Annotated in this window: 26 protein-coding genes; 8 read left to right on the top strand and 18 right to left on the bottom strand. The window is 63.5% G+C overall.

The genetic code is table 11. The annotated features are described in order from the left end of the window. Position 1 precedes the first annotated feature (1 nt). From pal to BO74_RS07135, 13 genes are all read right to left on the bottom strand, one after another. The gene (gene pal / locus BO74_RS07195) at positions 2-529 is read right to left on the bottom strand and encodes a peptidoglycan-associated lipoprotein Pal (RefSeq protein ID WP_496441132.1); all 528 of its coding nucleotides are present in this window, start codon (positions 527-529) and stop codon (positions 2-4) included. A 52-nt stretch (positions 530-581) separates the two neighbouring features. Next, positions 582-1,874, bottom strand: a complete 1,293-nt coding sequence (gene tolB, locus BO74_RS07190; protein WP_496441130.1) for a Tol-Pal system beta propeller repeat protein TolB — start codon at positions 1,872-1,874, stop codon at positions 582-584. A 93-nt stretch (positions 1,875-1,967) separates the two neighbouring features. Beyond that, complete coding sequence (locus tag BO74_RS07185; RefSeq protein ID WP_496441128.1) at positions 1,968-2,903, bottom strand: energy transducer TonB; 936 nt, start codon at positions 2,901-2,903, stop codon at positions 1,968-1,970. Positions 2,904-2,908: 5 nt separating this feature from the next. Continuing rightward, complete coding sequence (locus BO74_RS07180; RefSeq protein WP_496441127.1) at positions 2,909-3,310, bottom strand: ExbD/TolR family protein; 402 nt, start codon at positions 3,308-3,310, stop codon at positions 2,909-2,911. A 12-nt stretch (positions 3,311-3,322) separates the two neighbouring features. Beyond that, the gene (gene tolQ, locus BO74_RS07175; RefSeq protein ID WP_496441125.1) at positions 3,323-4,000 is read right to left on the bottom strand and encodes a protein TolQ; all 678 of its coding nucleotides are present in this window, start codon (positions 3,998-4,000) and stop codon (positions 3,323-3,325) included. After that, the gene (ybgC, locus tag BO74_RS07170; protein WP_496441123.1) at positions 3,997-4,452 is read right to left on the bottom strand and encodes a tol-pal system-associated acyl-CoA thioesterase; all 456 of its coding nucleotides are present in this window, start codon (positions 4,450-4,452) and stop codon (positions 3,997-3,999) included. Before ybgC ends, tolQ begins: the two co-directional genes overlap by 4 nt. 71 nt (positions 4,453-4,523) lie before the next feature. After that, positions 4,524-5,597, bottom strand: a complete 1,074-nt coding sequence (ruvB, locus tag BO74_RS07165) for a Holliday junction branch migration DNA helicase RuvB (protein WP_496441122.1) — start codon at positions 5,595-5,597, stop codon at positions 4,524-4,526. Then, positions 5,594-6,667 (bottom strand): AI-2E family transporter, encoded by a 1,074-nt coding sequence (locus tag BO74_RS07160; protein WP_496441121.1) that lies wholly within the window; start codon positions 6,665-6,667, stop codon positions 5,594-5,596. The genes ruvB and BO74_RS07160 overlap by 4 nt, the downstream gene beginning before the upstream one ends. Continuing rightward, complete coding sequence (gene ruvA / locus BO74_RS07155; RefSeq protein ID WP_496441120.1) at positions 6,668-7,243, bottom strand: Holliday junction branch migration protein RuvA; 576 nt, start codon at positions 7,241-7,243, stop codon at positions 6,668-6,670. Continuing rightward, positions 7,240-7,815: a crossover junction endodeoxyribonuclease RuvC gene (ruvC, locus tag BO74_RS07150; protein WP_496441119.1), complete on the bottom strand. Its 576-nt coding sequence runs from the start codon at positions 7,813-7,815 to the stop codon at positions 7,240-7,242. The genes ruvA and ruvC overlap by 4 nt, the downstream gene beginning before the upstream one ends. Positions 7,816-7,978: 163 nt before the next feature. Then, the gene (locus tag BO74_RS07145; RefSeq protein ID WP_496441118.1) at positions 7,979-10,012 is read right to left on the bottom strand and encodes a TRAP transporter permease; all 2,034 of its coding nucleotides are present in this window, start codon (positions 10,010-10,012) and stop codon (positions 7,979-7,981) included. Next, positions 10,000-10,542 carry a DUF1850 domain-containing protein gene (locus BO74_RS07140; RefSeq protein ID WP_496441116.1) on the bottom strand — a complete coding sequence of 181 codons (543 nt, stop codon included), beginning with the start codon at positions 10,540-10,542 and terminating at the stop codon, positions 10,000-10,002. Before BO74_RS07140 ends, BO74_RS07145 begins: the two co-directional genes overlap by 13 nt. Before the next feature lie 9 nt (positions 10,543-10,551). Further along, the gene (locus BO74_RS07135; RefSeq protein WP_496441114.1) at positions 10,552-11,547 is read right to left on the bottom strand and encodes a TAXI family TRAP transporter solute-binding subunit; all 996 of its coding nucleotides are present in this window, start codon (positions 11,545-11,547) and stop codon (positions 10,552-10,554) included. A gap of 162 nt (positions 11,548-11,709) precedes the next feature. Between BO74_RS07135 and BO74_RS07130 the strand changes: the two genes are divergently transcribed. Genes BO74_RS07130 through BO74_RS07120 form a run of 3 tightly spaced genes read left to right on the top strand, consistent with a single transcriptional unit; the run spans position 11,710 to position 15,173 of the window. Continuing rightward, the gene (locus BO74_RS07130; protein WP_496441113.1) at positions 11,710-11,922 is read left to right on the top strand and encodes a hypothetical protein; all 213 of its coding nucleotides are present in this window, start codon (positions 11,710-11,712) and stop codon (positions 11,920-11,922) included. Positions 11,923-11,976: 54 nt separating this feature from the next. Continuing rightward, the gene (locus BO74_RS07125; RefSeq protein WP_496441112.1) at positions 11,977-13,833 is read left to right on the top strand and encodes a sensor histidine kinase; all 1,857 of its coding nucleotides are present in this window, start codon (positions 11,977-11,979) and stop codon (positions 13,831-13,833) included. Continuing rightward, the gene (locus tag BO74_RS07120; RefSeq protein WP_496441111.1) at positions 13,830-15,173 is read left to right on the top strand and encodes a sigma-54-dependent transcriptional regulator; all 1,344 of its coding nucleotides are present in this window, start codon (positions 13,830-13,832) and stop codon (positions 15,171-15,173) included. Before BO74_RS07125 ends, BO74_RS07120 begins: the two co-directional genes overlap by 4 nt. A 51-nt stretch (positions 15,174-15,224) precedes the next feature. Here the strand turns inward: BO74_RS07120 and BO74_RS07115 are convergent, their stop codons facing one another. Genes BO74_RS07115 through ilvD form a run of 3 tightly spaced genes read right to left on the bottom strand, consistent with a single transcriptional unit; the run spans position 15,225 to position 18,101 of the window. Next, on the bottom strand, positions 15,225-15,566 hold the full coding sequence (locus BO74_RS07115) for a c-type cytochrome (protein WP_496441110.1): 342 nt from the start codon (positions 15,564-15,566) through the stop codon (positions 15,225-15,227). 53 nt (positions 15,567-15,619) lie between these two features. Further along, the gene (rhtB, locus tag BO74_RS07110) at positions 15,620-16,237 is read right to left on the bottom strand and encodes a homoserine/homoserine lactone efflux protein (RefSeq protein ID WP_496441109.1); all 618 of its coding nucleotides are present in this window, start codon (positions 16,235-16,237) and stop codon (positions 15,620-15,622) included. Positions 16,238-16,241: 4 nt separating this feature from the next. Further along, positions 16,242-18,101, bottom strand: a complete 1,860-nt coding sequence (ilvD, locus tag BO74_RS07105) for a dihydroxy-acid dehydratase (protein ID WP_496441107.1) — start codon at positions 18,099-18,101, stop codon at positions 16,242-16,244. Between the two features lie 113 nt (positions 18,102-18,214). Between ilvD and lgt the strand changes: the two genes are divergently transcribed. From lgt to dsbD, 5 genes are all read left to right on the top strand, one after another. Next, a complete protein-coding gene (gene lgt / locus BO74_RS07100) occupies positions 18,215-19,012 on the top strand; it encodes a prolipoprotein diacylglyceryl transferase (RefSeq protein WP_496441105.1) in 798 nt (265 codons plus the stop codon). 134 nt (positions 19,013-19,146) lie between these two features. Then, on the top strand, positions 19,147-19,557 hold the full coding sequence (gene mce, locus BO74_RS07095; protein WP_496441103.1) for a methylmalonyl-CoA epimerase: 411 nt from the start codon (positions 19,147-19,149) through the stop codon (positions 19,555-19,557). Between the two features lie 125 nt (positions 19,558-19,682). Next, positions 19,683-21,278 (top strand): cyclic-di-GMP receptor FimW-related protein, encoded by a 1,596-nt coding sequence (locus tag BO74_RS07090; protein WP_496441101.1) that lies wholly within the window; start codon positions 19,683-19,685, stop codon positions 21,276-21,278. Beyond that, positions 21,247-21,633: a divalent-cation tolerance protein CutA gene (cutA, locus tag BO74_RS07085; RefSeq protein ID WP_496441100.1), complete on the top strand. Its 387-nt coding sequence runs from the start codon at positions 21,247-21,249 to the stop codon at positions 21,631-21,633. Before BO74_RS07090 ends, cutA begins: the two co-directional genes overlap by 32 nt. Continuing rightward, entirely contained in the window at positions 21,630-23,402 is a 1,773-nt protein-coding gene (gene dsbD / locus BO74_RS07080) for a protein-disulfide reductase DsbD (protein ID WP_496441099.1), read from the top strand. Before cutA ends, dsbD begins: the two co-directional genes overlap by 4 nt. Here dsbD and BO74_RS07075 read toward each other — a convergent pair. Continuing rightward, positions 23,374-23,655, bottom strand: a complete 282-nt coding sequence (locus BO74_RS07075; RefSeq protein WP_496441097.1) for a TIGR02647 family protein — start codon at positions 23,653-23,655, stop codon at positions 23,374-23,376. The two genes, dsbD and BO74_RS07075, sit on opposite strands and share 29 nt — an antisense overlap. A gap of 51 nt (positions 23,656-23,706) precedes the next feature. Next, positions 23,707-25,260 (bottom strand): protein adenylyltransferase SelO, encoded by a 1,554-nt coding sequence (locus BO74_RS07070; protein ID WP_496441096.1) that lies wholly within the window; start codon positions 25,258-25,260, stop codon positions 23,707-23,709. Positions 25,261-25,459: the final 199 nt, after the last annotated feature.

Below are 25,459 nucleotides of genomic sequence, written 5' to 3'. Positions count from 1 at the left end.
CTTAGAACTCGCCGCTGTAGAGCATGTCGCCGCGGCGGTTTTCCGCCCAGGCGGCATCGTTCTGACCCGGGTTCTTCGGCTTTTCTTCACCGAGGCTGACCGATTCGACCTGATCTTCGCGGGCGCCGAGCAGAACCAGTTGCTTCTTGATCGCATCGGCGCGCTTCTGGCCGAGCGCGAGGTTGTATTCACGGCTGCCGCGTTCGTCGGTGTTGCCCTGGATCAGCATCTTGAACTGGCGATGGCCGGTCAGGAACTTGGCGTGGGCAGCGACCAGATCACGGTATTCCGTCTTGACGTCGAACTTGTCGTAGTCGAAATAGACACTGCGCTTCGACAGGATGCTCTTCGGGTCGGTCAGCTCGGGCGGCAGCTTGCGGCTGTCCATGTTGCCGGCAGTTACGGTGGCGACTTTCCCATCGGTGCTGCTGGGGGAGTCAACAGGAGCGGCGGCCTGGTCGGCGTCGGGCGTCGAGCTGCAGCCAACGATCAGAAGAGCGAGCAGAGCGGGAATTGCAAGGCGTTTCATTTTGGTGAATCTCCAGCGTCAGATTGAAAGTGTCCGGTTGTTCAGCGGTCCGTTACCGAAGGTAGGGGCCCCAGGCCGGCTCACGGACGTCGCCAGCCGGGATTGATAGGCGCTGCTTGATGCGCCCGTCGACCGAAACGGCCGACAGGACGCCGCGACCGCCAAGTTCCGTGGCGATCAGGATCATGCGGCCGTTGGGCGCGAAGGACGGTGATTCGTCCTTGTGGGAATCGGTCAGCACCTGCACCTGGCGGCTGGCGAGGTCCATCACCGCCAGGCGGAAAGCGCCCTCGCGGCGGCTGATGAAGGCCATCGTCTTGCCGTCCGGCGAGATGCGCGGGGACACGTTGTAGCTGCCTTCGAAGGTAACGCGCTGGACGTCACCTCCGTTGACACCGGTACGATAAATTTGCGGGCTGCCGCCGCGGTCGGAGGTGAAATACAGCGTCTGTCCGTCGGGGGCAAAGAACGGCTCGGTGTTGATCCCCGAATTCGTTGTCAGGCGCCGTGCGCCCGAACCGTCGGCGTTTATCATGAAAATCTGCGAACCGCCGTCTTTCGACAGGGTGACCGCGAGCTTCTGTCCGTCAGGAGACCACGCCGGCGCCGAGTTGGAGCCCTTGAAGTTGGCGATGACGGTCCGCTTGCCGCTGGCCAGCGAATGTACGTAGATGACCGGCTTCTTGTTCTCGAAGGAGACGTAGGCCAGGCGCGAGCCATCCGGCGACCAGGACGCCGAGATGATCGGCTCGCGCGAGATCAGCGCTGCCTGGGCGTTCTGGCCGTCGGCGTCGGCAATATGCAGTTCGTAGCGCGCCGGGCCGTTCTTGACCACGTAGGCGATCCGCGTGGCGAACACGCCGGATTCGCCGGTCAGTTTCTCGTAAATGAAGTCGGCGATGCGGTGGCCGGCGGCGCGCAGCATCGCGGTTGACGTGGTGAACGCGGCGCCGCCGAGCGAAGTCTGCCGGTTGATGTCGTAAAGTCGGACGCGCGCTTCCTGGCGGCCGTTGCTCGGGCTGACGCTGCCGGCGGCCAAGGCGTCGGCGCCGCGGTTCTTCCAGTCGGCGAAGGCGGGGGCGGTGTTTTCCGTCAGGGCTGCGCCCGCCGGATCGATCAACTGGAACAGACCACTGCGTTCGAGATCGCTGCGGACGACAGTGGTGATGGCGCGAGAAGTGCCAAGATCACCGCCGAAGTCGGCAATGGCGACCGGGATGCGGTTGGCCCCCGCACCGGTGATTTCGATGGTCAGTTCGGCGTGCGCCGACGACAGTGCCAGGGTGGCCAGAACGCTGCATGCGATCAGGCTCAGGCCACGCAAAGAGAGCGGGGTTCGAAACATGGGACGCAGGCTTCCTCGAAAGAATGGGAAATTATATCGCCTTGGCGAAAAATGAACTTGTAACGAAAGGTAATCTTTGCCAAGGAGCAATAGTTACCCATCGAACGGCCAGTACTTCAGGGTGAGTTCCCGCTGAAACAGGCTTGGGTCGTCCGGCAAAGGTAACGGGTCGGATTTCTTTATGGCGCGTTCGATCGCTTCATCCAAGGCTCGATTGCCGCTCGATTTACTGATTCTGACGCCGATGACTTCCCCGGTGGGCAACTGCGTAATCTTGAACTCCGCTTCCGGATTTCCCTTGATGCCCGGAGGGAGAACGATGTTGCCTCTGATCTTTCCTCGCAACGCGGCAATGTATTTGCCTTCACCGGCTTTTCTGGCCGCAGCAGCCTGCGCGCCTTTCATCTGGCCGAGTTGGCTGAATTCGGCCTCAAGAGCAGCGTTGCGGCTTTGTGCTGCTTGCGCTGCAGCCTTGTGCTGGTCGAGTTGCCGCTCTTCGCGTTCCATCGCCTTTTTCCAAGCCGGCTCCTCAGGCTTGGGCTCCGGCTTTTTCGGTTCCTCTTTCTTGGGCTCGGGTTTCTTTGGCTCTTCCTTCTTTGGTTCAGGCTTCTTGGGTTCTTCCTTTTTCGGCTCCGGTTTCGGTTCGGGCTTGGGTTCCGGTTTTTTCGGTTCTTCCTTCTTCTTTTCTTCCTTGACCGCGATGTCGGGCTTGGCCGGAGGCGTCGGCTCGACTTTTGGCTCTGGCTCTGGCTCTGGCGCGGGTTCGGGCTTGGGCTCTGGTTTGGGCTGGGGTTGCGGCTCGGGCTTGGGGGGCGGCGGAACGGGAGTTGGTTCGGGCTTTGCAACGGCGACCGGGCCGGACGTGGAGCGCCAGACCTCGATGGCTACGCCCGAGGGGGCCTGGCTTTTCCATTGCACGCCAAAAAACAGCGCACCGACGAGCAGCAGGTGCACGGTAGCGGAAAGCACCAACGCGGCGACGTTGGGCTTTTCTTCCGGAGGCAAGGGGGAGAAGTCGTCGGCCGTCACAGCAGCTATTTGCCGGTTGTCTGGACAAGCAGGCCGATACGCTTGACCTGACGGCGTTGCAGTTCATCCATGACCTTCAGCACGGCTTCGTACTTGACGTTCTTGTCGCCGACGATCAGTACCGGCCGGTCGGGGTTCTTGATCTGGGCGTCGATGATCGCCTGCGCCAACTCGTTTTGGCCGAGCGGGGTTTGCTGTCCCTTGTCCATGAGCGACAACTTCTCGTTCGCATCGATATTCACCTGCAGCGCCTCTGCCGGCGCCTCGGCGGCCTTGCCAACCGAGGGGACGTCGATGCTGGCGGTGGTCATCATCGGCGCGGTGACCATGAAAATCACCAGCAGCACGAGCATGACGTCGATGTAGGGGACGACGTTGATTTCGTTTTTCAGGCGGCGTTCGCGCATGGGGTCTCCCGCTTAGCGCATCTGGCGCTGGAGGATGTTCGAGAACTCTTCCATGAACGACTCGAAGCGGGTGGCCAGGCGGTCGATCTCATGGGAGAAGCGGTTGTAGGCAACGACGGCCGGAATCGCGGCGAAGAGGCCGATGGCCGTGGCGACCAGTGCCTCGGCGATCCCCGGGGCGACAGCCGAGAGCGTCGCCTGGCCGACGTTCGACAGGCCGCGGAACGAGTGCATGATGCCCCACACCGTGCCGAACAGGCCGACGTAGGGACTGACGGAGCCGACCGAGGCGAGGAAGGCGAGGTGCGCGTCGATGTTGTCGACCTCGCGCTGGTAGGTGGCGCGCATCGCCCGGCGCGAGCCGTCGATGATGTCCTTGGGGTCGAGGTTCTTCTGGCTGCGCAGCTTGGCGAATTCGCGGAAGCCGGCTTCGAAGATGCGTTCCATGCTGCCGGCGCTGTGGCGGTCGTTGACCGCGCTCTGGTACAGGCTGTTGAGATCGCCTCCGCTCCAGAAGTCGCGCTCGAACTGCTCGGTCTGGGACCTGGCTTGCTTGACGGTGAACCACTTGCGGAAGATGTAGTACCAGGACATGAAGGAGACGCTGGCGAGGACGGCCATGACGAACTGGACGACCGCACTGGCGTTGAGGATCAGGTGCAGGATGGAGAGGTCTTGCGAGACGTTCATTGGATGGCTTCCAGTTGGGCCCGCATCGGGGCGGGAATGGAGGTGACTTTCATCTGGCCTGCGCCGCTATCCACACTGACGCAGACGATCTGAATCTTGCCGCTGATCAGCTCTTCCCAGCCGTCCGTGACCCGCGGGTTGCCGCGGCGGATGTGCTGGCGGAAGAAGATTTGCGAACGGGATATCTTCTCGACTTCGAGGCTGACGGAGAGCAGGTCGTCGAGCCGGGCCGGTTTCAGGTATTCAAGGTTGACGCTGCGTACCACGAAGGCGATGCCGTCATCGCGCAGCAGGTTGCCCTGTTCATGGCCGATCGAGCGCAGCCATTCGGTGCGGCAGCGCTCCAGGTATTTCAGGTAGTTGGCGTAATACACGACGCCACCGGCGTCGGTGTCTTCGTAATAGATGCGAACAGGGATCGTGAAGGCGTTCGGCTTCTGCTCATGTTTCATGGCGGGATTCTAGTTCGGCTTTGAAGGCTTTGGTGTAAGAAATTGTGACAAGCCCTTGTTTTATGGTGTTTTCATTGGCTTCGCCAAAATTCGCTCTGTCCGCTGGATGCGGGCGTTTCGAGGCCGAGGTGGCGGTAGATGGCCGCCGTGGCAATGCGCCCGCGCGGTGTGCGCTGGAGGAAGCCCTGCTGGATCAGGAACGGTTCGAGCACGTCCTCGATGGTGTCGCGGGCTTCGCCGATCGCCGCAGCGAGATTGTCCACGCCGACCGGGCCGCCGCCGAATTTGTCGATCACCGCCGAGAGCAGCTTGCGGTCCATGATGTCCAGTCCGCCGTGGTCGACGTCGAGCATCGACAGCGCTTCGTCGGCGACCGTGCGGGTAATGTGGCCCGAGGCCTTGACCTCGGCGAAGTCGCGGACGCGGCGCAGCAGGCGGTTGGCGATGCGCGGCGTGCCGCGTGAGCGGCGGGCGATCTCCAGGGCGCCGGCTGGATCGGCGGGTACCTTGAGCAGTTGCGACGAGCGCGTGACGATGTGCGTGAGTTCTTCCGGCGTGTAGAACTCCAGGCGGGCGACGATGCCGAAGCGGTCGCGCAGCGGGTTGGTCAGCATCCCGGCGCGGGTGGTGGCGCCGACCAGCGTGAACGGCGGCAGGTCGAGTTTCACCGAGCGCGCGGCGGGGCCTTCGCCGATCATGATGTCGATCTGGAAATCCTCCATCGCCGGGTAGAGGATTTCCTCGACGACCGGCGAGAGGCGGTGGATTTCGTCGATGAACAGCACGTCGTGCGGTTCGAGGTTGGTGAGCATCGCGGCGAGGTCGCCGGCACGTTCGAGCACGGGGCCGGAGGTCTGGCGCAGGTTGACGCCCATCTCGGCGGCGATGATGTGCGCCAGGGTGGTCTTGCCCAGGCCGGGTGGGCCAAAGAGCAGGACGTGGTCGAGGGTGTCCTTGCGCCGCTTGGCGGCTTCGATGAAGATGCCCAGTTGCTCGCGAATCTTGGCCTGGCCGACGTAGTCGGCGAGACGCTTCGGGCGCAGGGCACGCTCGATCGCGTCTTCCTGACTTGATTTTGACTCGGGCGAGATCAGCCGGTCGAGCGGAGCTTCGTCGAACGCCTCGAAGGAATCGGTCTCGATCATATGGACGGTTGCTCTTCGTATTCAGTCAGCGCCAGCCACTCGCGGATCAGCACCTGGCCGAGGGCGAGGAGCATCGGGCCGAGGAACAGACCGATGAAGCCGAAGACGAGGACGCCGCCGAAGATGCCGACGACGATCAGCAGCAAGGGCAGGCTGGAGGTGCGCGAGATGAGTATCGGCTTGACGAAGTTGTCGACGCTGCTGATGCCGAACATGCCCCACAGCACCATGAAGATCGCCCAGCCGGTCTGCCCGCTGTCGTAGAGCCACACGGCGGCACCGAGCCAGATCAGGGTGGCGCCGATGACCGGGACCATGGAGAAAATAAAGGTGGTGAAGGTGAGCATGGCGACGCCGGGAACGCCGGCGATGGCGTAGCCGATCATGGCGACGAGCGCCTGCGCGGCAGCGGTGCCGACGATGCCGACCATCACCCCGGTGACCGTGCCTTCAGCCAGCTTGAGCATCCGCTGGCCGAGGTCGCCGGCAATCTTGCGCGCGCCGTTGCGCATTGCAGCGGCATATTTCTCGGCGTCGCGGAAGATGAAGAAGACGAAGAAGATGACCAGCATCAGCTGGATCAGCCCCTGGCCGAGCAGCGAGACCGTGGCGACGGCCATCTTGCGGGTCGGGTCGATCAGCTGGCGCAGGAGATTGTTCATTTCTTCGCGGCTGGCGGCGAGTTCATGCCAGTACGTATCGATGACGTTGCCGATGAGCGGCCAGTTGCTCATCCAGTTGGGCGGGTCGGCAGGCAGTCCTGTTTCGAGCATCGGCCGGAAATAGCGCAGCGCCGTTTCGATGCCCTGGGCCAGTGTGCCGGAGAGCAGGGCCAGCGGCGCGAGCAACAGAAGCACGAGCAGAATCGACATCAGCAATGCGGCGAGGTGGCTGCGTCCGCGGCAGAGCGTCACCATGCGGTCGCGTAGCGGTGCGGTGGTGACGCAGATAACCACCGCGAACAAGAGCGTCCCGGTGAACGGCAGCAGCACCGCGATGCAGCCGATCAGCAGCAGGGCGACGATGGCGATCTGGATGATCTGTTTCTGGGCGGAAGTGATCTGGTGCATTTACGCTTTGGACAAAAGTTTGAGGGCCTGGCGAATGCCGTCCGACGCTGAGAGACCCGGCGGCAACTGTTTCATGACCGCCGACGCTTCGCGATCATTGTATCCCAGGGCCAGCAGGGCATTGATGATGTCGTGCTGGCTGTCGTCGGCGGCGCGATGAGCGGTCGGCAACGCATCGGAAAGTTTGCCTTTGAGTTCCAGCAGCAAGCGTTCGGCGGTCTTCTTGCCGATGCCCGGAACCTTGGTAAGGCGGCCGACTTCCTGGCGGGCAATGGCTTCAGCGAGTTCGCCGACCGATAGCCCGGACAGCACGGCGAGCGCTGTGCGCGCGCCGATGCCGGAAATCTTGAGCAGTTGCCGGAAGGCGAAACGCTCGCCTTCCGTACCGAAGCCGAAAAGGAACTGGCCGTCCTCGCGAACCACGAAGTGGGTGAGCAGCGTGGTTTTTTCGTCGAGCCCCGGCAGGTTGAAAAACGTGCTCATCGGCACGTCGACCTCGTAGCCGATGCCATGTACATCGATTACCACCTGTGGCGGTGTCTTTTCCAGCAGTACCCCAGTCAGTCGCCCGATCATTCGTTGGTGCCCTCTTTCAATTTACCCAGGATCATCCGGCCGTTGCGAATCCGGAATCCCTTTGTCGACAGTGCGCCCAGCCCCTGGCCGCCGTGCGCGTGCGCGATGGCGCAGGCCAAGGCATCGGCGGCGTCGGGGCTCGGCTCGCCGGGCAGCGACAGCAGCCGGCGCACCATGTGCTGCACCTGCGTCTTGTCCGCGTGCCCGTTGCCGACGACCGCTTGCTTGACTTGCAGCGCGGTGTACTCGGCGACCTCGACGCCGCCGGCAACCAGCGTGGTGATTGCCGCGCCGCGTGCCTGACCCAGCAGCAACGTCGATTGGGGGTTAACGTTCACGAAGACGATTTCGATGACAGCCTGATCGGGTTCGTATTTTTGCAGCAGTTCATTGATTCCGGTGTTGATCGTACCCAGTCGTGCCGGGAGCGAGGTCGTCGCGTCGGTGCGGATGCAGCCGCTGGCGACGTAGGTCAGCCGGCTGCCGAGCTTCTCGATGACGCCAAAGCCGGTGATGCGCAGTCCCGGATCGATGCCGAGGATGCGGGTGGGTGAAGGAATCGTTGGTGGCACCGTCGAGGAGGCTTGTAGGCGCGGAGATCTGTCGAAAGAAGCGCACAGTATACCGAGTCCGGGGCGCCGGGCGCGCTTGCGCGTGGTCGGAAAGCCGTAATGAAAAAACTGCCCAAGCGCATGAAAGCGCATTGGGCAGTATTGTCAAAGGAGTTGTTGGAAATCAGGCCGGCAACGGGGGATTGGCCTTCTTCGCCGAAAAGTACTGGTACGCCACCAGCAGAATCAACGCGCCCAATCCCACGATGTCGGAGTAGACGCCGCTGTCGATCAGGGCAAAAGCGCCGGCGGCAGCGACAAGCCGCACGAGAATGTTCGTTCGGGTGAAGAGATAGCCTTCAACCGCGACACTGATCATGAATACACCGATGCAGGCGCCAATAGCGACACGCAGCCCTTCCAGGAAGGTCGTGTCGATGAGGAGCAATTGCGGCGAGTATACGAACATGAACGGCACGATGAAGCCGGCGATGGCCAGCTTGACCGCCGCGAAACCGGTCTTCATCGGGTCGCCGCCCGATACGCCCGCTGCCGCGAAGGCCGCCAGTGCGACCGGCGGCGTGAGGTTGGCGAACATGGCGTAGTAGAAGGAGAACATGTGCGCGGCGATGACCGGGATGCCGAGTTTGGCCAAGGCCGGAGCGGCGACGGTGGCGGTGATGATGTAGGCCGGGATCGACGGCACGCCCATGCCCAGGATCATGCAGGTGATCATGGTGAAGACGAGCGTGATGACCAGGCTCTTGCCGCCGAGCGTGATGATCGTGTTCGCCATGGTCAGCCCGAAGCCGGTCTTGGAGGTGACGCCGATGATGATCCCGACACAGGCGCAGGCGATGGCGACGGCCACGGTTTGCGTGGCGCCGTCGGCAAACGCATCGCGAATGTCCTTGAAACTCATCCGGGTACTCTTTTTCAAGGCCGCCACGACGATGGTTGCGACGATAGTGATGACGGCCGAGAAGACGACGGTGGTGCCCGAGAAGAGCAGCAGGTAGAGCAGGAGGAAGATCGGGATCAGCAGATGCCCCTTGTCCTTCATGACATCCTTGACCAGCGGCAGGCGGTCCTTCGGCAAACCGACCAGATTGGTTTTTCCGGCGCGCAACTGAACCTGGACGATGATCCCGAGGTAGTACAGCAAGGCTGGAATGGCTGCGTGGATGATGATGGTCGAATAGGGGACGCTCAATATCTCGGCCATGATGAATGCCGCGGCACCCATGACCGGCGGCAGCAGTTGTCCGCCGACGGACGACGACGCTTCCACGGCACCGGCGAAATCCTTCGAGTAGCCGGTCTTCTTCATCAGCGGGATCGTGAACGCGCCGGTGGTTACCACGTTGGCGACGGCGGACCCGTTGATCGAACCGAGCAGCCCGGAGGACATCACCGCGACTTTGGCCGGTCCGCCCTTGGTATGCCCGGCCAGTGCCATGGCCAGGTCGTTGAAGAAGGCACCCATGCCGGATTTACCCATCACCGCCCCGAACAGGATGAACAGGAAGATGTAACTCGCCGCCACGCTGACCGAGGTGCCGAAGATGCCTTCGGTATTGGCGAAGAAATGGTTGGAAAGCTGCATCCAGGTGTAGCCGCGGTGACCGAAGACCCCGGGCACGCTCCGCCCGTACAGGCCGTAGGCAATGAACAGCAAGCTCAATATCGGCAGTGCCCAGCCGGCGGAACGGCGCGCGGCTTCCATGACGAGTACCGTCAATAGCGTTGCCACGACGAGGTCGGGCGTGTTGGGCATGCCCGCCCGCTCGACCACGCCGAGGTAGTCGACCCAGACGTACACTGCCACCGAAATGGACAAAACGACGAGCAGCCAGTCCCACCAGGAAACATGCTTGAAGTCGCTTCGCTTGCTGAACGGGTACATGATGAAGCAGAGCGCGAGCATCATCGAGACGTGCAGCGAGCGGTGCTCGAGAACGACCGGTGTGCCGACCAGCGAGGTGATGAAGTGGTACAGCGTCACCCCGATGCAGGCCAGATAGAACAGCTTGGCGATCCATGGCGTCGCCAGTTTGCGCACGCTGGATTCCTTGTCCAGGTCCTTGATCAGATTCAGTTGCTCTTCTGTCAGTTCGCCGGCCATGGCCTTGGCAATGGCCTCGTCCGAGCCGTCTTGGCCGGTGTCGGCGCGCAGGCCGTCGCCGGTTTTTTTATCGTCTTGCTTCATTTCAGCCATTTTGGTTCACCTTTGTCCGCTTTTTCGATAACGAGCCGCAATCGGGTGTGCTCGGGGAGTTCGCTGCCACGCGTGATCTGCATGCCGTCGAGCACCAGTTCACGTGTTGAAAAGTGCGAGTTAAGCCATACAAGTTCGGCAAACGGCTGATCGATGTCCTGCATGTGGATCAGCCCGTCCTTGATGAAAGTGACGCGCCCCTTGTCTTCCGGAATCCCCGCCCCGAACGCCGGGAACGTGATCTCGTCGAGGATCAGGTTGAGGTGCTCGTCGACGTGGTAGTACTCGTTCCAGGGAATCTTTTCGAGGGAGTGGACCCAGGCGAACAAAAGGCGACTGTTGACCCGCGCGGGCGCCTCCACGTACACACGGCCTGTCTTCCAGTCATGGATACGCAGAACGGCCTCCTGCGTCGGGTGTGCCGCGCACCCCCAGAGCAGAAGGATGGAAGAGGCCGAAACGACGCGCCTGGCGCACGAATTAACAAGCGCACGCCAGACGCCATGACGCGTCATGCAGGCGAGTGACACCCGCGTGCCCTATTTCATCAGGCCTGCTTCCTTGTAATAGCGGATCGCCCCTTCGTGGAGCGGGACCGATGTACCGGTCACGCCGCGCAAGGCGGTTTCAGGCTTGATGTTGTTCTTGGCCGTGGCGTGGGCGCCCTGGATGGTCTCCAGTCCGGCGGGCGAGAAGACGTTCTTCAGGATGTCGTGAACGACCTCGGCCGGGAGCTTCTTGTCGGCCACCAGGATGTTCATCACGGCGGTGGTCGGCGTGTCGACCGGGGTGCCGTAGGTTGCTGCGGGGATGTTCGACTCGATGTAGAAGGGGTACTTCTTGATCAGCCGCTGCCGGGCTTCGCCGTCTACCGGAACAAAGGCGATCTTCTTGGTTACGCCAAGTTCGCGGATGGTTGCGTTGCCCAGGCCGGAGGTGACGAACGCAGCGTCGATCAGGCCGTTCTTCATCTGGTCGATGGCTTCGCCGTAATTGAGGTAATCAACCTTGACGTCCTTGTAGGTCATGCCGTGCGCTTCGAAGATCATCCTGGCGTTGATTTCCACGCCGGAATTGGGGGCGCCCACGCCGATCCGCTTGCCCTTGAGTTCTGCGAACGACTTGATGCCCGAATCCGCGGTGGTCACGATCTGGACAACGTTCGGCCAGAGGCCCATCAGGGCACGCAGGTTAGCCGCCGGTTTCTTCCCTTCGTACGCGCCGAAGGCTTCAACCGCCTGGATGACCGCGTCGGACATGGCGATGGCGATTTCGCCCTGGCCGGTCTGGAGGGCGTTGATGTTCTCGGCGGTGGCGCCGGTCGCGGTGGCAGACGCCTTGTAGCCCAGTTTGCCGATCAGGGTGGAGAAGGCGCCGCCGATCGGGAAGTAGATGCCGCTGGAGGGGCCGGTCAGCACAGTGATGTAGTGGTCGCCGCGTTTGATGTCCTGCGCCGAGGAGACCGCGGGCAGGGTGGACAGTGCCATGGCGAGTGGTACGGCAACGGCACAGAGAAGACGTCGACTGCTTTTCATTGTTAAACCCTCCTTGGTGAGTATTGAGTTTTACCGCTCGCCTGCAGGAAACGGATGCGGAAAGAGCACGAAACATCACGTTTGATAAACAGCGCCGGCAGGCGTGACGATCGGCCAGTATTCAGCAAAACCTGTGCCAGCGAGAAGGCTTCGGAGGCGTCCGTGCAAACTGTTGAAACAAGGGCCTTCCCGTGTGGAGCAATGGGCTGCGGCAACAGCGCCGTGTCGGGTTTTCCGGAATCCTATTTTTTAGATGTGCGGATTTCCGCACACGACGAGGCTCGTGCATTTGTTTGGCGCTCAGACACGGTGATCCCCGTGTTTTTGTCTGGAGCGGATTTGGCCTTGTGCCGCATAATCACCGCCAAATACTGAAAAGAGCTCGTCCGACAGGCGAGTGGCTTCATCTTTGAACAGGGAAAGGAACGCATGCATATTGCCAGTCTCGCTGCCTGGAGCGGCCGTGCCTGGGCCCGCTCGGTGCTGCGGCTCACCTTTGCCCTGGTCGTTTGTGTGCTGGCGGGGTGGGGCGTGCGTGAGGCGGTGCTGGCTCGTCAACTCGATCTGTTGGCACAGCAGTCCCGGCATCATGTCGAGTTCTACCGCATGAGCCTGCAGTCCCTGCTTTCACGCAACGAGTCGCTGCCCCGTGTCATCGCGATGGAGGAGCGGTTGCTGGCGCTGCTGGCCAATCCCGCGGACATGAAGGCGCAGGACGCCGCCAACAACTACCTTCTCGACGTGCAGCACGGCGCGGGCATCAATGCCGTGTACCTGATGGACCGCAACGGGCTGACCCTGGCGGCGAGCAACTTCCAGTCGGCGAGCTCGTACATCGGGCACAGTTATGCCTTCCGCCCGTATTTCCAGCTGGCGTTGCATGGCGGCCTGGGCCGGTTTTACGGCCTCGGGGCGACGACCGGGGAGCCCGGCTATTTTCTGGCCTCGCCGATCGCCGGCCCGGATGGCCCGATCGGTGTGGTGGTCGTCAAGATAAGTCTCGAGGATTTCGAATCCGCCCTGGTGCGTAACGGTGATCCGGTCCTGCTGGTCGACGCGAACGGGGTTGTCTTCCTCTCCTCGGTTCCGGAATTCAAGTACCGCACCCTGATGCCGCTTGAAACCGACGTCATGCAGCGGATCAGAGCGTCTCGACAGTACGGCGACCAGGGTCTGCGCCCCCTGGGCATCCGCTTGCAGCTGCAGGACGAGCCGCAACAGATTCGCGCCAGTCTTCAGGACCGGGCGGATGAGGTCTATCTCGCGCAATCGGTGCTGACGGCGCCCGAAGGGTGGTCGATCGTTCTGCTGTCCTCGACGCGGCAGGAGCGGCAGAACGCGCTGCTGGCCGGGGTGGCGACGGGCCTGGCGGTGGCCTTCGCGCTGTCGGTGCTGTTCTTCTTCCGCCTGAACATCAAGCGCTATCACGAGCGTCGGCAGGCGGAGGCGGCGTTGCGCCAGGCGTATGCCGACCTGGAGAAGCGTATCGCCGAGCGGACGGCTGACCTGACAGCGACCAACGCTTCGCTGGAGGAAAAGGTCGGTGCGCTGAAAACGACGGAGACCATCCTGCGCGAAACGCGGGACAGTGCCGTGCAGGCCGGCAAGCTCGCCGTGCTTGGGCAGATGGCCGCAGGGATCAGCCACGAACTGAATCAGCCGCTGACCGCCTTGCATACCTTTGCCGACAACGCGGTCGGCTTGCTCGAACGTGGTGATGTTGCCGAAGTCCGCGAAAACCTCGGGCTGATCCGCCAGATGGCTGCGCGCATGGGGCGTATCGTGGGCGAGATCAAGAGCTTCACGCGCAAGCCGGCGCTGGAGCGCCGCCCGGTGGGTGTGGCCGGCGTTGTGGTCCAGGCGTTGATGCTGGTCGAGGCGCGGCGGCGGCAGGTCGAGGCGCAGATCGATACGCGGGGCGTGCCGGACGATCTGCAGGTGTGGGCGGACCCGCAGCGACTCGAGCAGGTGCTGGTCAATCTTCTGCTCAACGCGCTGGATGCTGTGGCGGAGTCGGCGGAAAAACTTGTCGATGTCTCCGCCAGCCGGGCGGACGGGCGGGTGCGCATCGTGGTGCGGGACCGCGGGAGCGGGATCGCCGCGGCGACGCTGCCGCATCTCTTCGAGCCATTTTTCACCACCAAGTCCGTCGGGCAGGGACTCGGGCTGGGGCTGGCCATTTCGCGCATGATCGCCAGCGAACTGGGCGGTACTCTCGACGCCCGTAACGGCGACGGCGGCGGCGCGGAATTCACCGTGGAGTTGGAGGAGGCGGAGGAGGCATGAGTGTGGACGAAACCGGTGCGCAGACGGCGCGGCCGGTCTACCTGATCGAAGACGACGAGACAGTGCTGCGCGCCTGCGCGCAGGCGCTGAAGCTGGCCGAACTGGAGGTGCGCACCTTTGCCGGCGCGGAGAAGGCGCTGGCGGCCTGCGCGGACGATCCGCCGTCGGTGGTCGTCAGCGATGTGCGCATGGCCGGCATGAGCGGGCTGGAGCTGCTCGACGTCATGTGGCAGCGCGACCGTGATGTGCCGGTCATCCTGATCACCGGCCACGGCGACGTCTCGATGGCCGTCCAGGCGATGCGTGCGCACGCCTACGATTTCATCGAAAAGCCGTTCAGTTCGCCGCGGCTCGTCGACGTCGTGCGCCGGGCACTGGAACGCCGTGCCCTGCTCACGGAAAACCGTGTGCTGCGCGAACAACTCGGCACCATGCGCGAGATGCCGCTGATCGGCGCGTCGGAGAGCCTCCAGCGCGTGGTCCGGACGATCGATTCGCTGGCGCCGACCGACGTGGATGTGCTGATCCACGGCGAAACCGGCACCGGCAAGGAAGTGGTGGCGCGCGCGCTGCACGCGCGCAGCGGTCGCACCGGGCCGTTCGTGGCGCTCAATTGCGGCGCCTTGCCGGAATCGGTGTTCGAAAGCGAGATCTTCGGCCACGAGACCGGGGCGTTTACCGGGGCCGACAAGCGGCGCATCGGCAAGATCGAGTACGCCAGCAACGGCACGTTGTTCCTCGACGAAATCGAATCGATGCCGCTGGCGCTGCAGGTAAAGCTGCTGCGCGTGTTGCAGGAGCGCTGCGTCGAGCGCCTGGGCAGCAACGTCAGCATTCCGGTGAACTGCCGCATCGTCGCGGCGACCAAAACCGACCTCAAGCGGCTGTCGGATCAGGGTGGTTTTCGCGCTGACCTGTACTACCGGCTGAACGTGGTGACCATCGAACTGCCGCCGTTGCGCCAGCGTCTCAACGACATCGCGCCACTGATGACCTACTTTCTGTCGCAGGCCAGTCAGCGCTTCAACCGCGAGGCGCCGGCATGGGATGAGCAGGATCTTTTCCGTTGGCAGCATCACGACTGGCCGGGCAACGTGCGCGAGCTGAAAGCCGTTGCCGAACGGCTCTGCCTCGGGGTTGGCGACGGTCTGGAAAGCATCGAGACAGCGGCCGTTTCGCTCGCCGCTCGCCTCGACAACTACGAAAGCAGCCTGATCCGTGAAGCGCTGCGCAGCACGCGCGGCAACGTGGCCGCGGCGGCGGAATCTCTGCACCTGCCGCGGAAAACGCTGTACGACAAGCTGGCGCGCCACCAGATTGAACCGGAGTCGTTCCGCTGACAACAAAAAGCCTCCGCGGAGGAGGCTTGATTGGCCGGTTGGGTGGCGGAATTATTTCAGGCTGAGAATCCACTTCGCCAGCTTTGCCGCGTCGTCAGGCTTGACCGAGGCGTTGGGCGGCATGAACGGGAGGAGCGCCTTGCCCTTCTTCTGCCAGCCGACACCCGCCGGCGTGGGTGTGCCCTTGAGGATCGCATTGACCAGACGCGCCTCGGCATCTTTCTGCCCGGCGTATTCCTGGGCGATATCCTTGTAGCTTGGGCCGGTCAGCTTTTTATCGATCGTGTGGCAGGCCAGGCAACCTTTCGACTTGGCCAGTGCTTCGTCGGCCAGCGCGGAGCCGGAAGCGAGGACGCCGAATGCGGCGGCCAGACAGATTGCGCTAATTTTCATGCGTAGCACTCCGGGGCATGGCTGGCCGTCAGGAGATGGCTGGCCAGAAGTTTTCAGTTTCGGGATGTCGTTGCCAGCAAGAGTCCGGCGCCGACGAATATACCACCGAAGAAACGGTTCTGCGCCCGCATTGCCCGCAGGTCGCGCAGCCAGCGTCGCAGCCGGGTGGCGAGCAGGGCGTAGCCGGACATCACTACCGTGTCGACACCGCACATCGTCGTGCTTAGGATCAGGAACTGCAGCCATTGCGAACGTGACGGGTCGATGAATTGCGGTGTCAGCGCGGCCATGAAGACGATCGCCTTGGGATTGGTCAGGTTGACCAGCAGCCCCTGGACGAACAGCCCGTTCGGCCGGTCGGTGGCCGATGTGTCGTCAAGCGCCTGCGGGACGTCGCGCCACTTCTGGATGCCGAGCCAGACCAGATAGCCGGCACCGATGAATTTCATGATCTCGAACGCCGTCGTCGAGGCCATCAGCAGCGCGCCCAAGCCGGCAAAGACGATACCCAGCTGGATCAGCAGCGCCGTCTGCAGTCCGCCGATGGCCCGCAGCGCCGCCCGGTAACCATGACGCAGACCGACGCTCATGCTCGTCGCCGCGCCCGGTCCCGGGGAGACTGCGATCAGGATGGCGGCGAGCAGGAAGGCCAGCCAGGTGCTCAGTGCCATCGGATCAACGGCGCTTGAGCTGGTTCAGGTCGCGCACGGCGCCCTTCGCGGCCGAGGTGGCCATCAGGCCGTAGGCCTGCAGTGCGGTGGAAACGATGCGCTGGCGCGGCTCGGCCGGTTGCCAGGCGTTGTCGCCCCGTGCTTCCATCGCGGCGCGACGCTTCTGCAACTCGGCGTCGGGGATGGCGAGATGGATGCGTCGGTTGGGGATGTCGATTTCGATTGTATCGCCGTGCTCGACGAGACCTATCAGGCCGCCTTCGGCCGCTTCCGGGGAAACGTGACCGATGCAAAGCCCCGACGAACCGCCCGAGAAACGTCCGTCGGTGACCAGCGCGCAGACCTTGCCGAGGTGCTTGGACTTGAGGTACGAGGTCGGATAGAGCATCTCCTGCATGCCTGGACCGCCTTTCGGGCCTTCGTAGCGAATCAGCACGATTTCGCCGGGCTTGACCTGATCGCCGAGGATGCCTTGGACGGCCGCGTCCTGGCTCTCGAAAACGTGGGCGGTGCCGGTGAATTTCAGGATGCTTTCATCGACGCCCGCCGTCTTGACGATGCAGCCATCCTCCGCCAGGTTGCCGTAAAGCACGGCGAGTCCGCCGTCCTGCGAATAGGCGTTGGCTTTGTCGCGGATGCAGCCCTGCGAGCGGTCAAGGTCCAGTTCGGGATAGCGCGCGCTCTGCGAGAACGCGGTCTGGGAGGGGATGCCGCCGGGAGCCGCCTTGAAGAATTCGTAGACTTCGTTGCTGTGGGCGTGGTGCATCACGTCCCAGATGTCCAGCGCTTCGCCGAGCGTTTTGGCATGGACAGTAGACGTGTTGCGATGGATCAGGCCGCAGCGGTCGAGTTCGCCGAGGATGCCGAAGATGCCGCCGGCGCGATGCACGTCTTCGATGTGGTATTTCTCCGTGGCCGGCGCGACCTTGCACAGGCAGGGCACCTTGCGCGAAACGCGGTCGATGTCGGCCATGGTGAAATCAACACCGGCTTCGCGGGCGACGGCCAGCAAATGCAGGACGGTGTTGGTCGAACCGCCCATCGACACGTCGAGCGACATGGCGTTCTCGAAGGCGTCAAACGTCGCGATGCCGCGCGGTAGCACGGAGGCGTCGTCCTGCTCGTAGTAGCGGCGGCAGAGTTCGACGATCTGTGCGCCGGCCTTGAGGAACAGGTTCTTGCGGTCGGCATGCGTGGCAACCACCGTGCCGTTGCCCGGCAGGGCCAGGCCGAGCGCTTCGGCCAGACAGTTCATCGAGTTGGCGGTAAACATGCCCGAGCACGAGCCGCAGGTCGGGCAGGCCGAACGCTCGATGGCGTCGACGTCGGCGTCGGAAACCGTGTCGTCGGCCGCCTTGATCATCGCGTCGACAAGGTCGAGGTGGATGGTCTTGCCGTTCATCACCACCTTGCCGGCTTCCATCGGGCCGCCGGAGACGAAGATGGTCGGGATGTTGACGCGCATCGCGGCCATCAGCATGCCCGGGGTGATCTTGTCGCAGTTGGAGATGCAGACCATGGCGTCGGCGCAGTGGGCGTTGACCATGTACTCGACCGAATCGGCGATCAGGTCGCGCGAGGGCAGCGAGTAGAGCATCCCGTCGTGGCCCATGGCGATGCCGTCATCGATGGCGATGGTGTTGAATTCCTTGGCGACGCCGCCGGCCGCCTCGATGGCACGGGCAACCAGCTGACCCAGGTCCTTGAGATGCACGTGGCCGGGAACGAACTGGGTGAAGGAATTGACCACGGCAATGATCGGCTTGCTGAAGTCGCCATCCTTCATCCCCGTGGCGCGCCACAGGGCGCGGGCGCCGGCCATGTTGCGGCCGTGGGTCGAGGTGCGGGAGCGATAGGCGGGCATGTCAGGTCTCCAAATGAAAAACGCCGCCAGTGGCGGGCAAGGGTGACGGGCTATAATCGCGATTCTATCCGAAAGCCCTGCCGCTTGCCCCCGCGGAGCAAACATCCAAGTCCATGCTGATCTATCCCAAGATTGACCCGATAGCCCTGGAAATCGGCCCGTTGGCCGTGCGCTGGTACGGGTTGATGTACCTGCTGGCCTTCCTGCAATTCTGGTGGCTGGGCCGCCATCGGATTCTGACGCATCCGCGGCTGATCCGTGACGGCTGGCGCGTCGCTGAACTCGACGACCTGCTCTTTTACGGTGTGATCGGCGTGATCGCCGGTGGCCGTCTCGGACAGATTCTGTTCTACGAGCCGGCCTACTATCTGCAGCATCCGCTGGAAATGCTCGCGGTGTGGCACGGCGGCATGTCGTTCCATGGCGGTTTTCTCGGCGTCCTGGTGGCGATGGCGCTGTATGTCTGCAAGACCGGGCGGAGCTGGCTGGACGTCACCGACTTCATCGCGCCGCTGGTGCCGCTCGGGCTCGCGACCGGCCGCATCGGCAATTTCATCAATGGCGAATTGTGGGGGCGGGTCGCTGATCCGGCGCTGCCTTGGGCGATGGTTTTCCCGCACGTCGACAACCTGCCGCGGCATCCGTCGCAGCTCTACCAGGTCGGGCTGGAGGGAATCGCCCTGTTTGTCATCCTCTGGCTGTTTTCCGGCCGGGAGCAGCCGCGTGGCGCCGTGTCCGGGGCGTTCCTCATCGGCTACGGCGCGTTCCGTTTTGTCGCCGAATATTTCCGGACGCCGGATGCGGGAATCTTCGGCCTGTCCGAGACCATCAGCATGGGGCAATGGCTGTCGTTGCCGATGATCCTGGCCGGGGTCGTACTTTGCGTATGGGCCTGTCGCCGGCGGGCGTGAGTCCGCGCTGAGGACGGTTGGCCTTGCGGTTTTCCGCAGCGCCGGTCACGGTCGATGCAAATTGGAGGATAATTTCGCCTTGTTTCTGGTTTCTGCAATAGTCTGTTTCATCATCGTTCTAAAGGAAAGTCGCAATGAATCTCACGCATATTGAACATCTCGGTATCGCCGTCAAGAGCCTGGACGACGCCATCCCGTTCTGGGAAAAGAAACTCGGCATGAAGTGCTATTCGATCGAGGAAGTCGCCGAGCAGAAAGTTCGCACCGCCTTCTTCAAGATCGGCCAGACGAAGATCGAACTGCTGGAATCCACCGATCCGGAAGGGCCGATCGGCAAGTTCATCGAAAAGAAGGGTGAAGGCGTCCATCACGTGGCTTTTGCCGCCGACGGCCTGCAGGCCAACCTGGACGAACTCGCCGGCAATGGCGTGCAACTGATCGACAAGACCCCGCGCAAGGGCGCCGAAGGCCTCAACATCGCCTTCCTGCATCCGAAGTCGACCGCTGGCGTGCTGATGGAGCTGTGCGAAGATCCGGCGAAGTAAGTAGCGAAGAAATCGTCCCCAGGAATCCTGGGCGTCAAGGGAAACCGGCCGGCGTAAGCGGCCGGTTTTCGCTTATGATGCCGGATTCATTTTCAGACTTGGGCGAGGCGCCTCGAGGGGGATGAATGAACAAGTCTCTGCAGGCAGACAAGACGGCGCGGATTCCTGCGCTTTTTCGTGATTCGGCGAGTGCAGAGCGCTGGCTCGCGGCGCAGCCGCAAGCCAATGTGCCGGCCATGCTGGAAAATCTTCAGGCGCAGATCGCCGCGTTCTGCCAGGTTGCCGTCACACCGCGAGAACGCTTCCGCACGCTGGAAGCGCTGCGCAAGGCCGTGTTCGCCGTTACCGCGGCGAGCCAGCGCCGCTTCGAGAACAAGCCGCTTCCTCTGGCCCCGGTCGAACGGAACGCACTCGACGTGGTTTGCCGTCTGTGGCAGACCTGCGCAACGGCTTATCAGATCTGTCTCGATGCCTGCGCGAAGGGTGATCCTTCGTTGTCGAGCCGTGCCGCGCGAGTGGCGCATCGTGTGCTCGCCTGCCTGCGCCGGGAGCAGATGCATTGCTATGCGGCGGGCGTCGAACCCGGCGCGGATTTCTGGAAACGCCTGCACGCCGCTTTTCTTGCCGCCGAGCGCCTTGGCGTGGCTGCCGAACTCGTCGAAGACCGCCTGCTTGGCGAGACGCGGGAATCGACGATCACCGGTCAATATGCCATGGCCGTGATGCTGCACCTGTCCTGCCCGCAGACGCTTGCGAGTGCCCACTTCGCCGCCGTGGCGCGCTGGCTGGCGCGCTGGCGCGAACAGGCTGCGGTTCTCTGCACGCCGGGGCCGGCTGCCAAGGACGGGATGATCGTGCTCGACCTGGCCGGAGCGGCTCCGGTCAGCAATCCGTTGAATGCGCCGCGCCAGCCCCGCTGGCTGTCGCTCGATCGCGTCCTGCGCAAGATTCGTAGCCGGATGGCGGCGCTGGATGCCGGCGAGTCGCCGGATGACCTCAAGCTGGGGAGCGGAGTGCCGGCTGCGACATGCCGGATGCTGCTGGAAGAGCTGGCCGGGCACCTGCAGCGGCCGCCGTTCGGTCTCGCCGGGGTGTCCGACAACATGCCGCGGCTCGCCGTTGGCACGGGCTTGCCACGGATCCATGCGCTGATGGGTGGCGAGGGGCTTCATGCCGAACTGAACCCGAACGTGTCCGTCGATGATCGCTTGTTCAAGGAACAGCTGGCGGTTTTCGGGCATGTCGTGCGCCAAGATTCTGCGGCCGAACAACAGCCTCTCGAATCCTGGCGTCTCGCGTTCCGGGAGGGGGAGAAGCTCGTGCTGTTGCGCGCGCCGGCGGACGGTGGTTCGCGGCTGGCGCTGCGCAGCCTGCTGGCGATCCGGCAAACGAATCACTTCCTGCTGGCGGTGGTGACCGGCATACTGCAGCGGGATGACGGTTTGCTCTGTGCGGAAATCAATCTGTTTCCCGAGGGGGCGTTGCCGCGTTCCGTCGAGGTGCGGGACAAGACCACCGGGCGGGTCGCGCGTCAGCCGGCGTTCGAGGTCGCAGCCAACGGCGGGAGTGTGCGTCTATTATTGATCCCTGCCGGCTTGATGCAGCGCGCGGCGGCGGCGCGCTTTTTCGACGCCGCCGGTACGCCGCAGCCGGATCTTCGCCTCGCCGAATGTCTGGAACGTGGTGGCGATGTCGATTTCTGGCGCGTGTCGCCGGCCTGATTTTTCGGAGCGAATCGAAGTGAGCATTCTCGTCGTACTGACCAACCTGCCGGATCGCCAGTCGGCCGAAGAGCTGGCGCGCTTCCTCGTCGAGGACCAGCTCGCGGCGTGCGTCAACGTGTTGTCTTCGTGCCGGTCGATCTACCGCTGGAAAGGGGAGGTCGAGGAGACCGACGAGGTGCCGCTGCTGATCAAGACGACCGAGGCGCGCTACGAGGCGCTCGAAGCGGCGATTCGCGCGCGGCATCCCTATGAACTGCCGGAAATTATTGCCTTGCCGGTGGCGCAGGGATTGCCTGATTACCTGGCCTGGCTGGCCGCGGAAACGCAGAAGGACAACTGGCTGCCAACATGAAGCGTGTTTTGTGTTTTCTTTTCCTCTGGCTGGCCTGTGCGGTTGCAGGAGCGGTCGAACTGCTGCCGCCCGAGCAGGCGTTCCGGCCGTCGGCCAGCGCACTGGACGGCCAGACCGTGGAAGTACGTTTCGGCATCGCCGACGGCTATTACCTCTATCGCGACAAGTTCCGCTTTGCCGTTCAGCCCGACTCGGTGCGCTTTGGCGCTCCCGTCTTCCCGCAGGGCAAGGAAAAGATGGACGAGACATTCGGCCAGGTCGAGGTCTATTACCGGGAGGTGGCGATCCGTCTGCCGGTCGAGCGCAACAGTTCCGGAAAGCTGCCGCTGGTTCTGCAGGTGACGTCGCAGGGGTGTGCCGACCTCGGTGTCTGCTATCCGCCACAGAAACAGACGGTCAGTGTTGAGTTGCCTGATCCGTCGGCGGCACCGATTGCTTCGATTGCTCCGCCAGCCGTGGGGGCGGGCGGCGACGAATCCGGGCGCATTGCCGCGATGCTGGCGAACGCCTCGTTCTGGTGGGTGGCCGTCAGCTTTTTCGGCTTCGGACTGTTGCTGTCACTGACGCCATGCACCTTCCCCTTGTTGCCGATCCTCTCGGGGATCATTCTTGGCGCCGGCCGCGGCGGCCAGCCGGTTTCGCGAGGGCGGGCCTTCGCCCTGTCGCTGGCCTACGTGTTCGGGATGGCCGTGACGCACGCCGCCGCCGGCGTGGCCGCCGGGCTGACCGGGACGCTGATTTCAACCGCTTTGCAGAACGCTTGGGTGCTGGGCGGAATGGCGCTGCTCTTCGTGGTGCTGGCGTTGTCGATGTTCGGCCTGTTCGAGCTGCAAATGCCCTCGTTCCTGCAGAGCCGGATTTCCGAGGAGTCCGCGCAGCTGCGTGGTGGCCACCTGCCGGCGGTGGCGCTGATGGGAGCGCTTTCGTCGCTGGTGCTCGGGCCGTGCGTGGCCGCGCCGCTGGCCGGTGCGTTGCTCTATATCGGCAGCACCGGCGACGCGCTGCTCGGTGGACTGGCGCTGTTCAGCCTGGGGCTGGGCATGGGCGTGCCTTTGCTGGCGATCGGGTTGTCGGCGGGGAGCCTTTTGCCCAAGGCCGGTCCCTGGATGGCGGCAATCAACAAGGTCTTTGGCGTCATCCTGCTGGCCAGTGCGGTGTGGATCGTCAGCCCGCTGATTCCCGTCGTCGCGCAGATGCTCGCCTGGGCGTTGCTGCTGATCGTCCCGGCGGTCTATTTGCATGCCCTCGACCCGCTGCCACCTCTGGCGCACGGCTGGCAGCGCTTCGGCAAGGCGATCGGGGTGGTCATGCTGCTGACCGGTGCGGCGATGCTGGTCGGGGTGCTGTCGGGGGCGCGCGATCCCCTGCGGCCGCTGGCGGCGATCGGTATGGCCGACAGCGGCGAGATACGCCCGTTGCCGTTCGAGCGGGTGCGCTCGCTGGCGGAGCTTGACGCTCGTGTCGCCAGCGCCGGTCGGCCGGTCATGCTCGATTTCTACGCGGACTGGTGCGTTTCGTGCAAGGAGATGGAACGCTTCACCTTCAGCGACCCGCGCGTCCGCGCCAAGCTCTCCGGCTGGCTGCTGCTGCAGGCCGACGTCACGGAAAATACCGCGGAGGACAAGGCGTTGCTGGCGCGCTTCAAACTCTTCGGACCGCCGGGCATTGTTTTCTTCGACCCGTCAGGGCGCGAAGTGCCCGGCGTGCGCGTCGTCGGCTTCCAGGCTGCCGACGAATTCCTCAGCTCGCTGGCGGCGACACGGCTGTGACGGAGACTCCGGCGGCGACGCCGGCCGTGAGGATGCCGAGCATCACCTGTGCGTGTTCGGCCGCCTCCCGCCCGAGGCTGGTCAGGTAGCCGCCGTCGACCTGGGTAATCAGCCCTTTTGCATGCAGGCGCTGCACGGCGGCCTTGACGTTCTCGTCGGCCGTCTTGTGCACCTTGATCCCCTGCTGCCCGGTGTCCAGATCGAAGCGGATCAGGGTGTTCAGTTCATGAACCAGATCGGTGGTGAAAGGCATGGTCGTCCCCCGTGGCAAAAAGCCGGAAAGCCTCATTCTACGTGAGGTTGTTCACGAACTGCACGAGAGCATCGAACAGCCGGGCCGGTTCCTGGCCCATTCCGGCCGCCTGGCGGCGAAGCGCTCCTTGCCGGGCTGCTCGTTGTAGGGGTGGCGAAGGATATCGAGCAGTTCATGGACTCCCGCTGCATCTCCATTTTCGGCTCTGTCAATGGCTTCCTGTGTCAGGTAGTTGCGCGGGACATAGCAGGGGTTGACGGCGTTCATGCGCGCTTGCCGGACGGTGTCGGGCTCGTTGTCGGCACGAATCCGCTCGGCCCAACGCTGCGACCAGGCGGCCAGCGCCTCGGCGTGCCCAGTCAGCTTTGCGGCGTCGTAGAACGCGTCATCGAGCGGTTCAGTCGTGGGGGCGTCGGGGCTGACGTGCGCCAGATTGCGGAAAAACAGGGTCATGTCGATTTCCGCGCGTTGCAGGAGATCGAATACCTCCTCGACTAGCTGTGCGTCACCGTCACGCCAGCCAGCGAAGCCCAGTTTCGCCGAGAAAGTGCGCTGGAATTCCTGCGTGTAGGTGGCATTGAAGCGGTCGAGTCCCGTGCTTAATGCGTCGGGATCGGGGGCGATGGTGGCCAGTGCTTCCGCCAGCCTTTCGAGATTCCAGCGGGCGATCATCGGCTGGCGGGCGAAGCAGTAGCGGCGGCCGTTCGCATCGGTGGTGTTCGGCGTCCACGCCGGGTCGAAATTGTCCACCCAGCCGTACGGGCCGTAATCGATGGTCAGGCCGAGAATCGACATGTTGTCGGTGTTCATCACCCCGTGCACGAAGCCGACGCGCATCCACTGAACCATCAAGCGTGCCGTGCGGGCGCAGATCTCCTCGAACCAGTGCGCCATGCGTTGCGCCGGATCGCCGTCGATTTCAGGAAAATCGCGTGCCAGCGTGAAGTCGACGAGTTGCCGGAGCAGTACCTCGTCACCACGCGATGCCGGCAGTTCGAAATGCCCGAAGCGGGTGAAGGACGGCGCTACCCGGCAGACGATCGCGCCGGGTTCATCGGCCGGGCGGCCGTCGTAGAACATGTCGCGTTCGACGGCTTCGCCGGTGGCGACGAGGGACAGCGCCCGCGTCGTCGGGATGCCCAGGTGGTGCATCGCCTCGCTGCAGATGAACTCGCGGATCGACGAACGAAGTACGGCACGGCCGTCAGCGCGTCGTGAATACGGGGTCCGGCCGGCACCTTTCAGTTGTAGCTCGAAACGCTGACCGGTGGCGTTGACCGCCTCGCCGAGAAAGATGGCGCGCCCGTCGCCGAGTTGGTCAGCCCACGAGCCGAACTGGTAGCCACCGTAGCAAGTGGCGTAAGTCTCCATGCCAGGCAGGAGACCATTGCCGGAAAGCGCCGCGAGCCAGTCAGGGGAGTGGAGTTCGCGCTCATCGAGTCCCAGCATCTCGGCCATTTCCCGCGACCAGGCCAGCAGGCGCGGCGCGGCCACGGGCGTTGGCGTGACGGGCGACCAGACGGCGCCGTGGACCGGGCGGGGGTGATTGCGGGTGTCGGTGTCGCCGGGCAGTTCATGCACCAGGCGGTTGTCGAAGCGCAGCATGCGATCTGTTTCCAAAGGATGTGGATCTTTTGGGCACGACTGCGGCGCTCGAGTTCCCTGCACAAGAAAACCCGGGAAGCAAGGGTAACAACAATCGGCATAGGGGGCAGCCCTCATAGGCTGCGCCCCTGCCACACCACCCGGCATGCGGGTCCGCACCGGGCGGTTCGAGAAGTTGAGGTCATGAGAGACGAGGAAC

It is taken from the genome of Propionivibrio pelophilus DSM 12018 (genome assembly GCF_059569095.1).
This window is presented reverse-complemented; position numbering and strand designations above follow the sequence as displayed.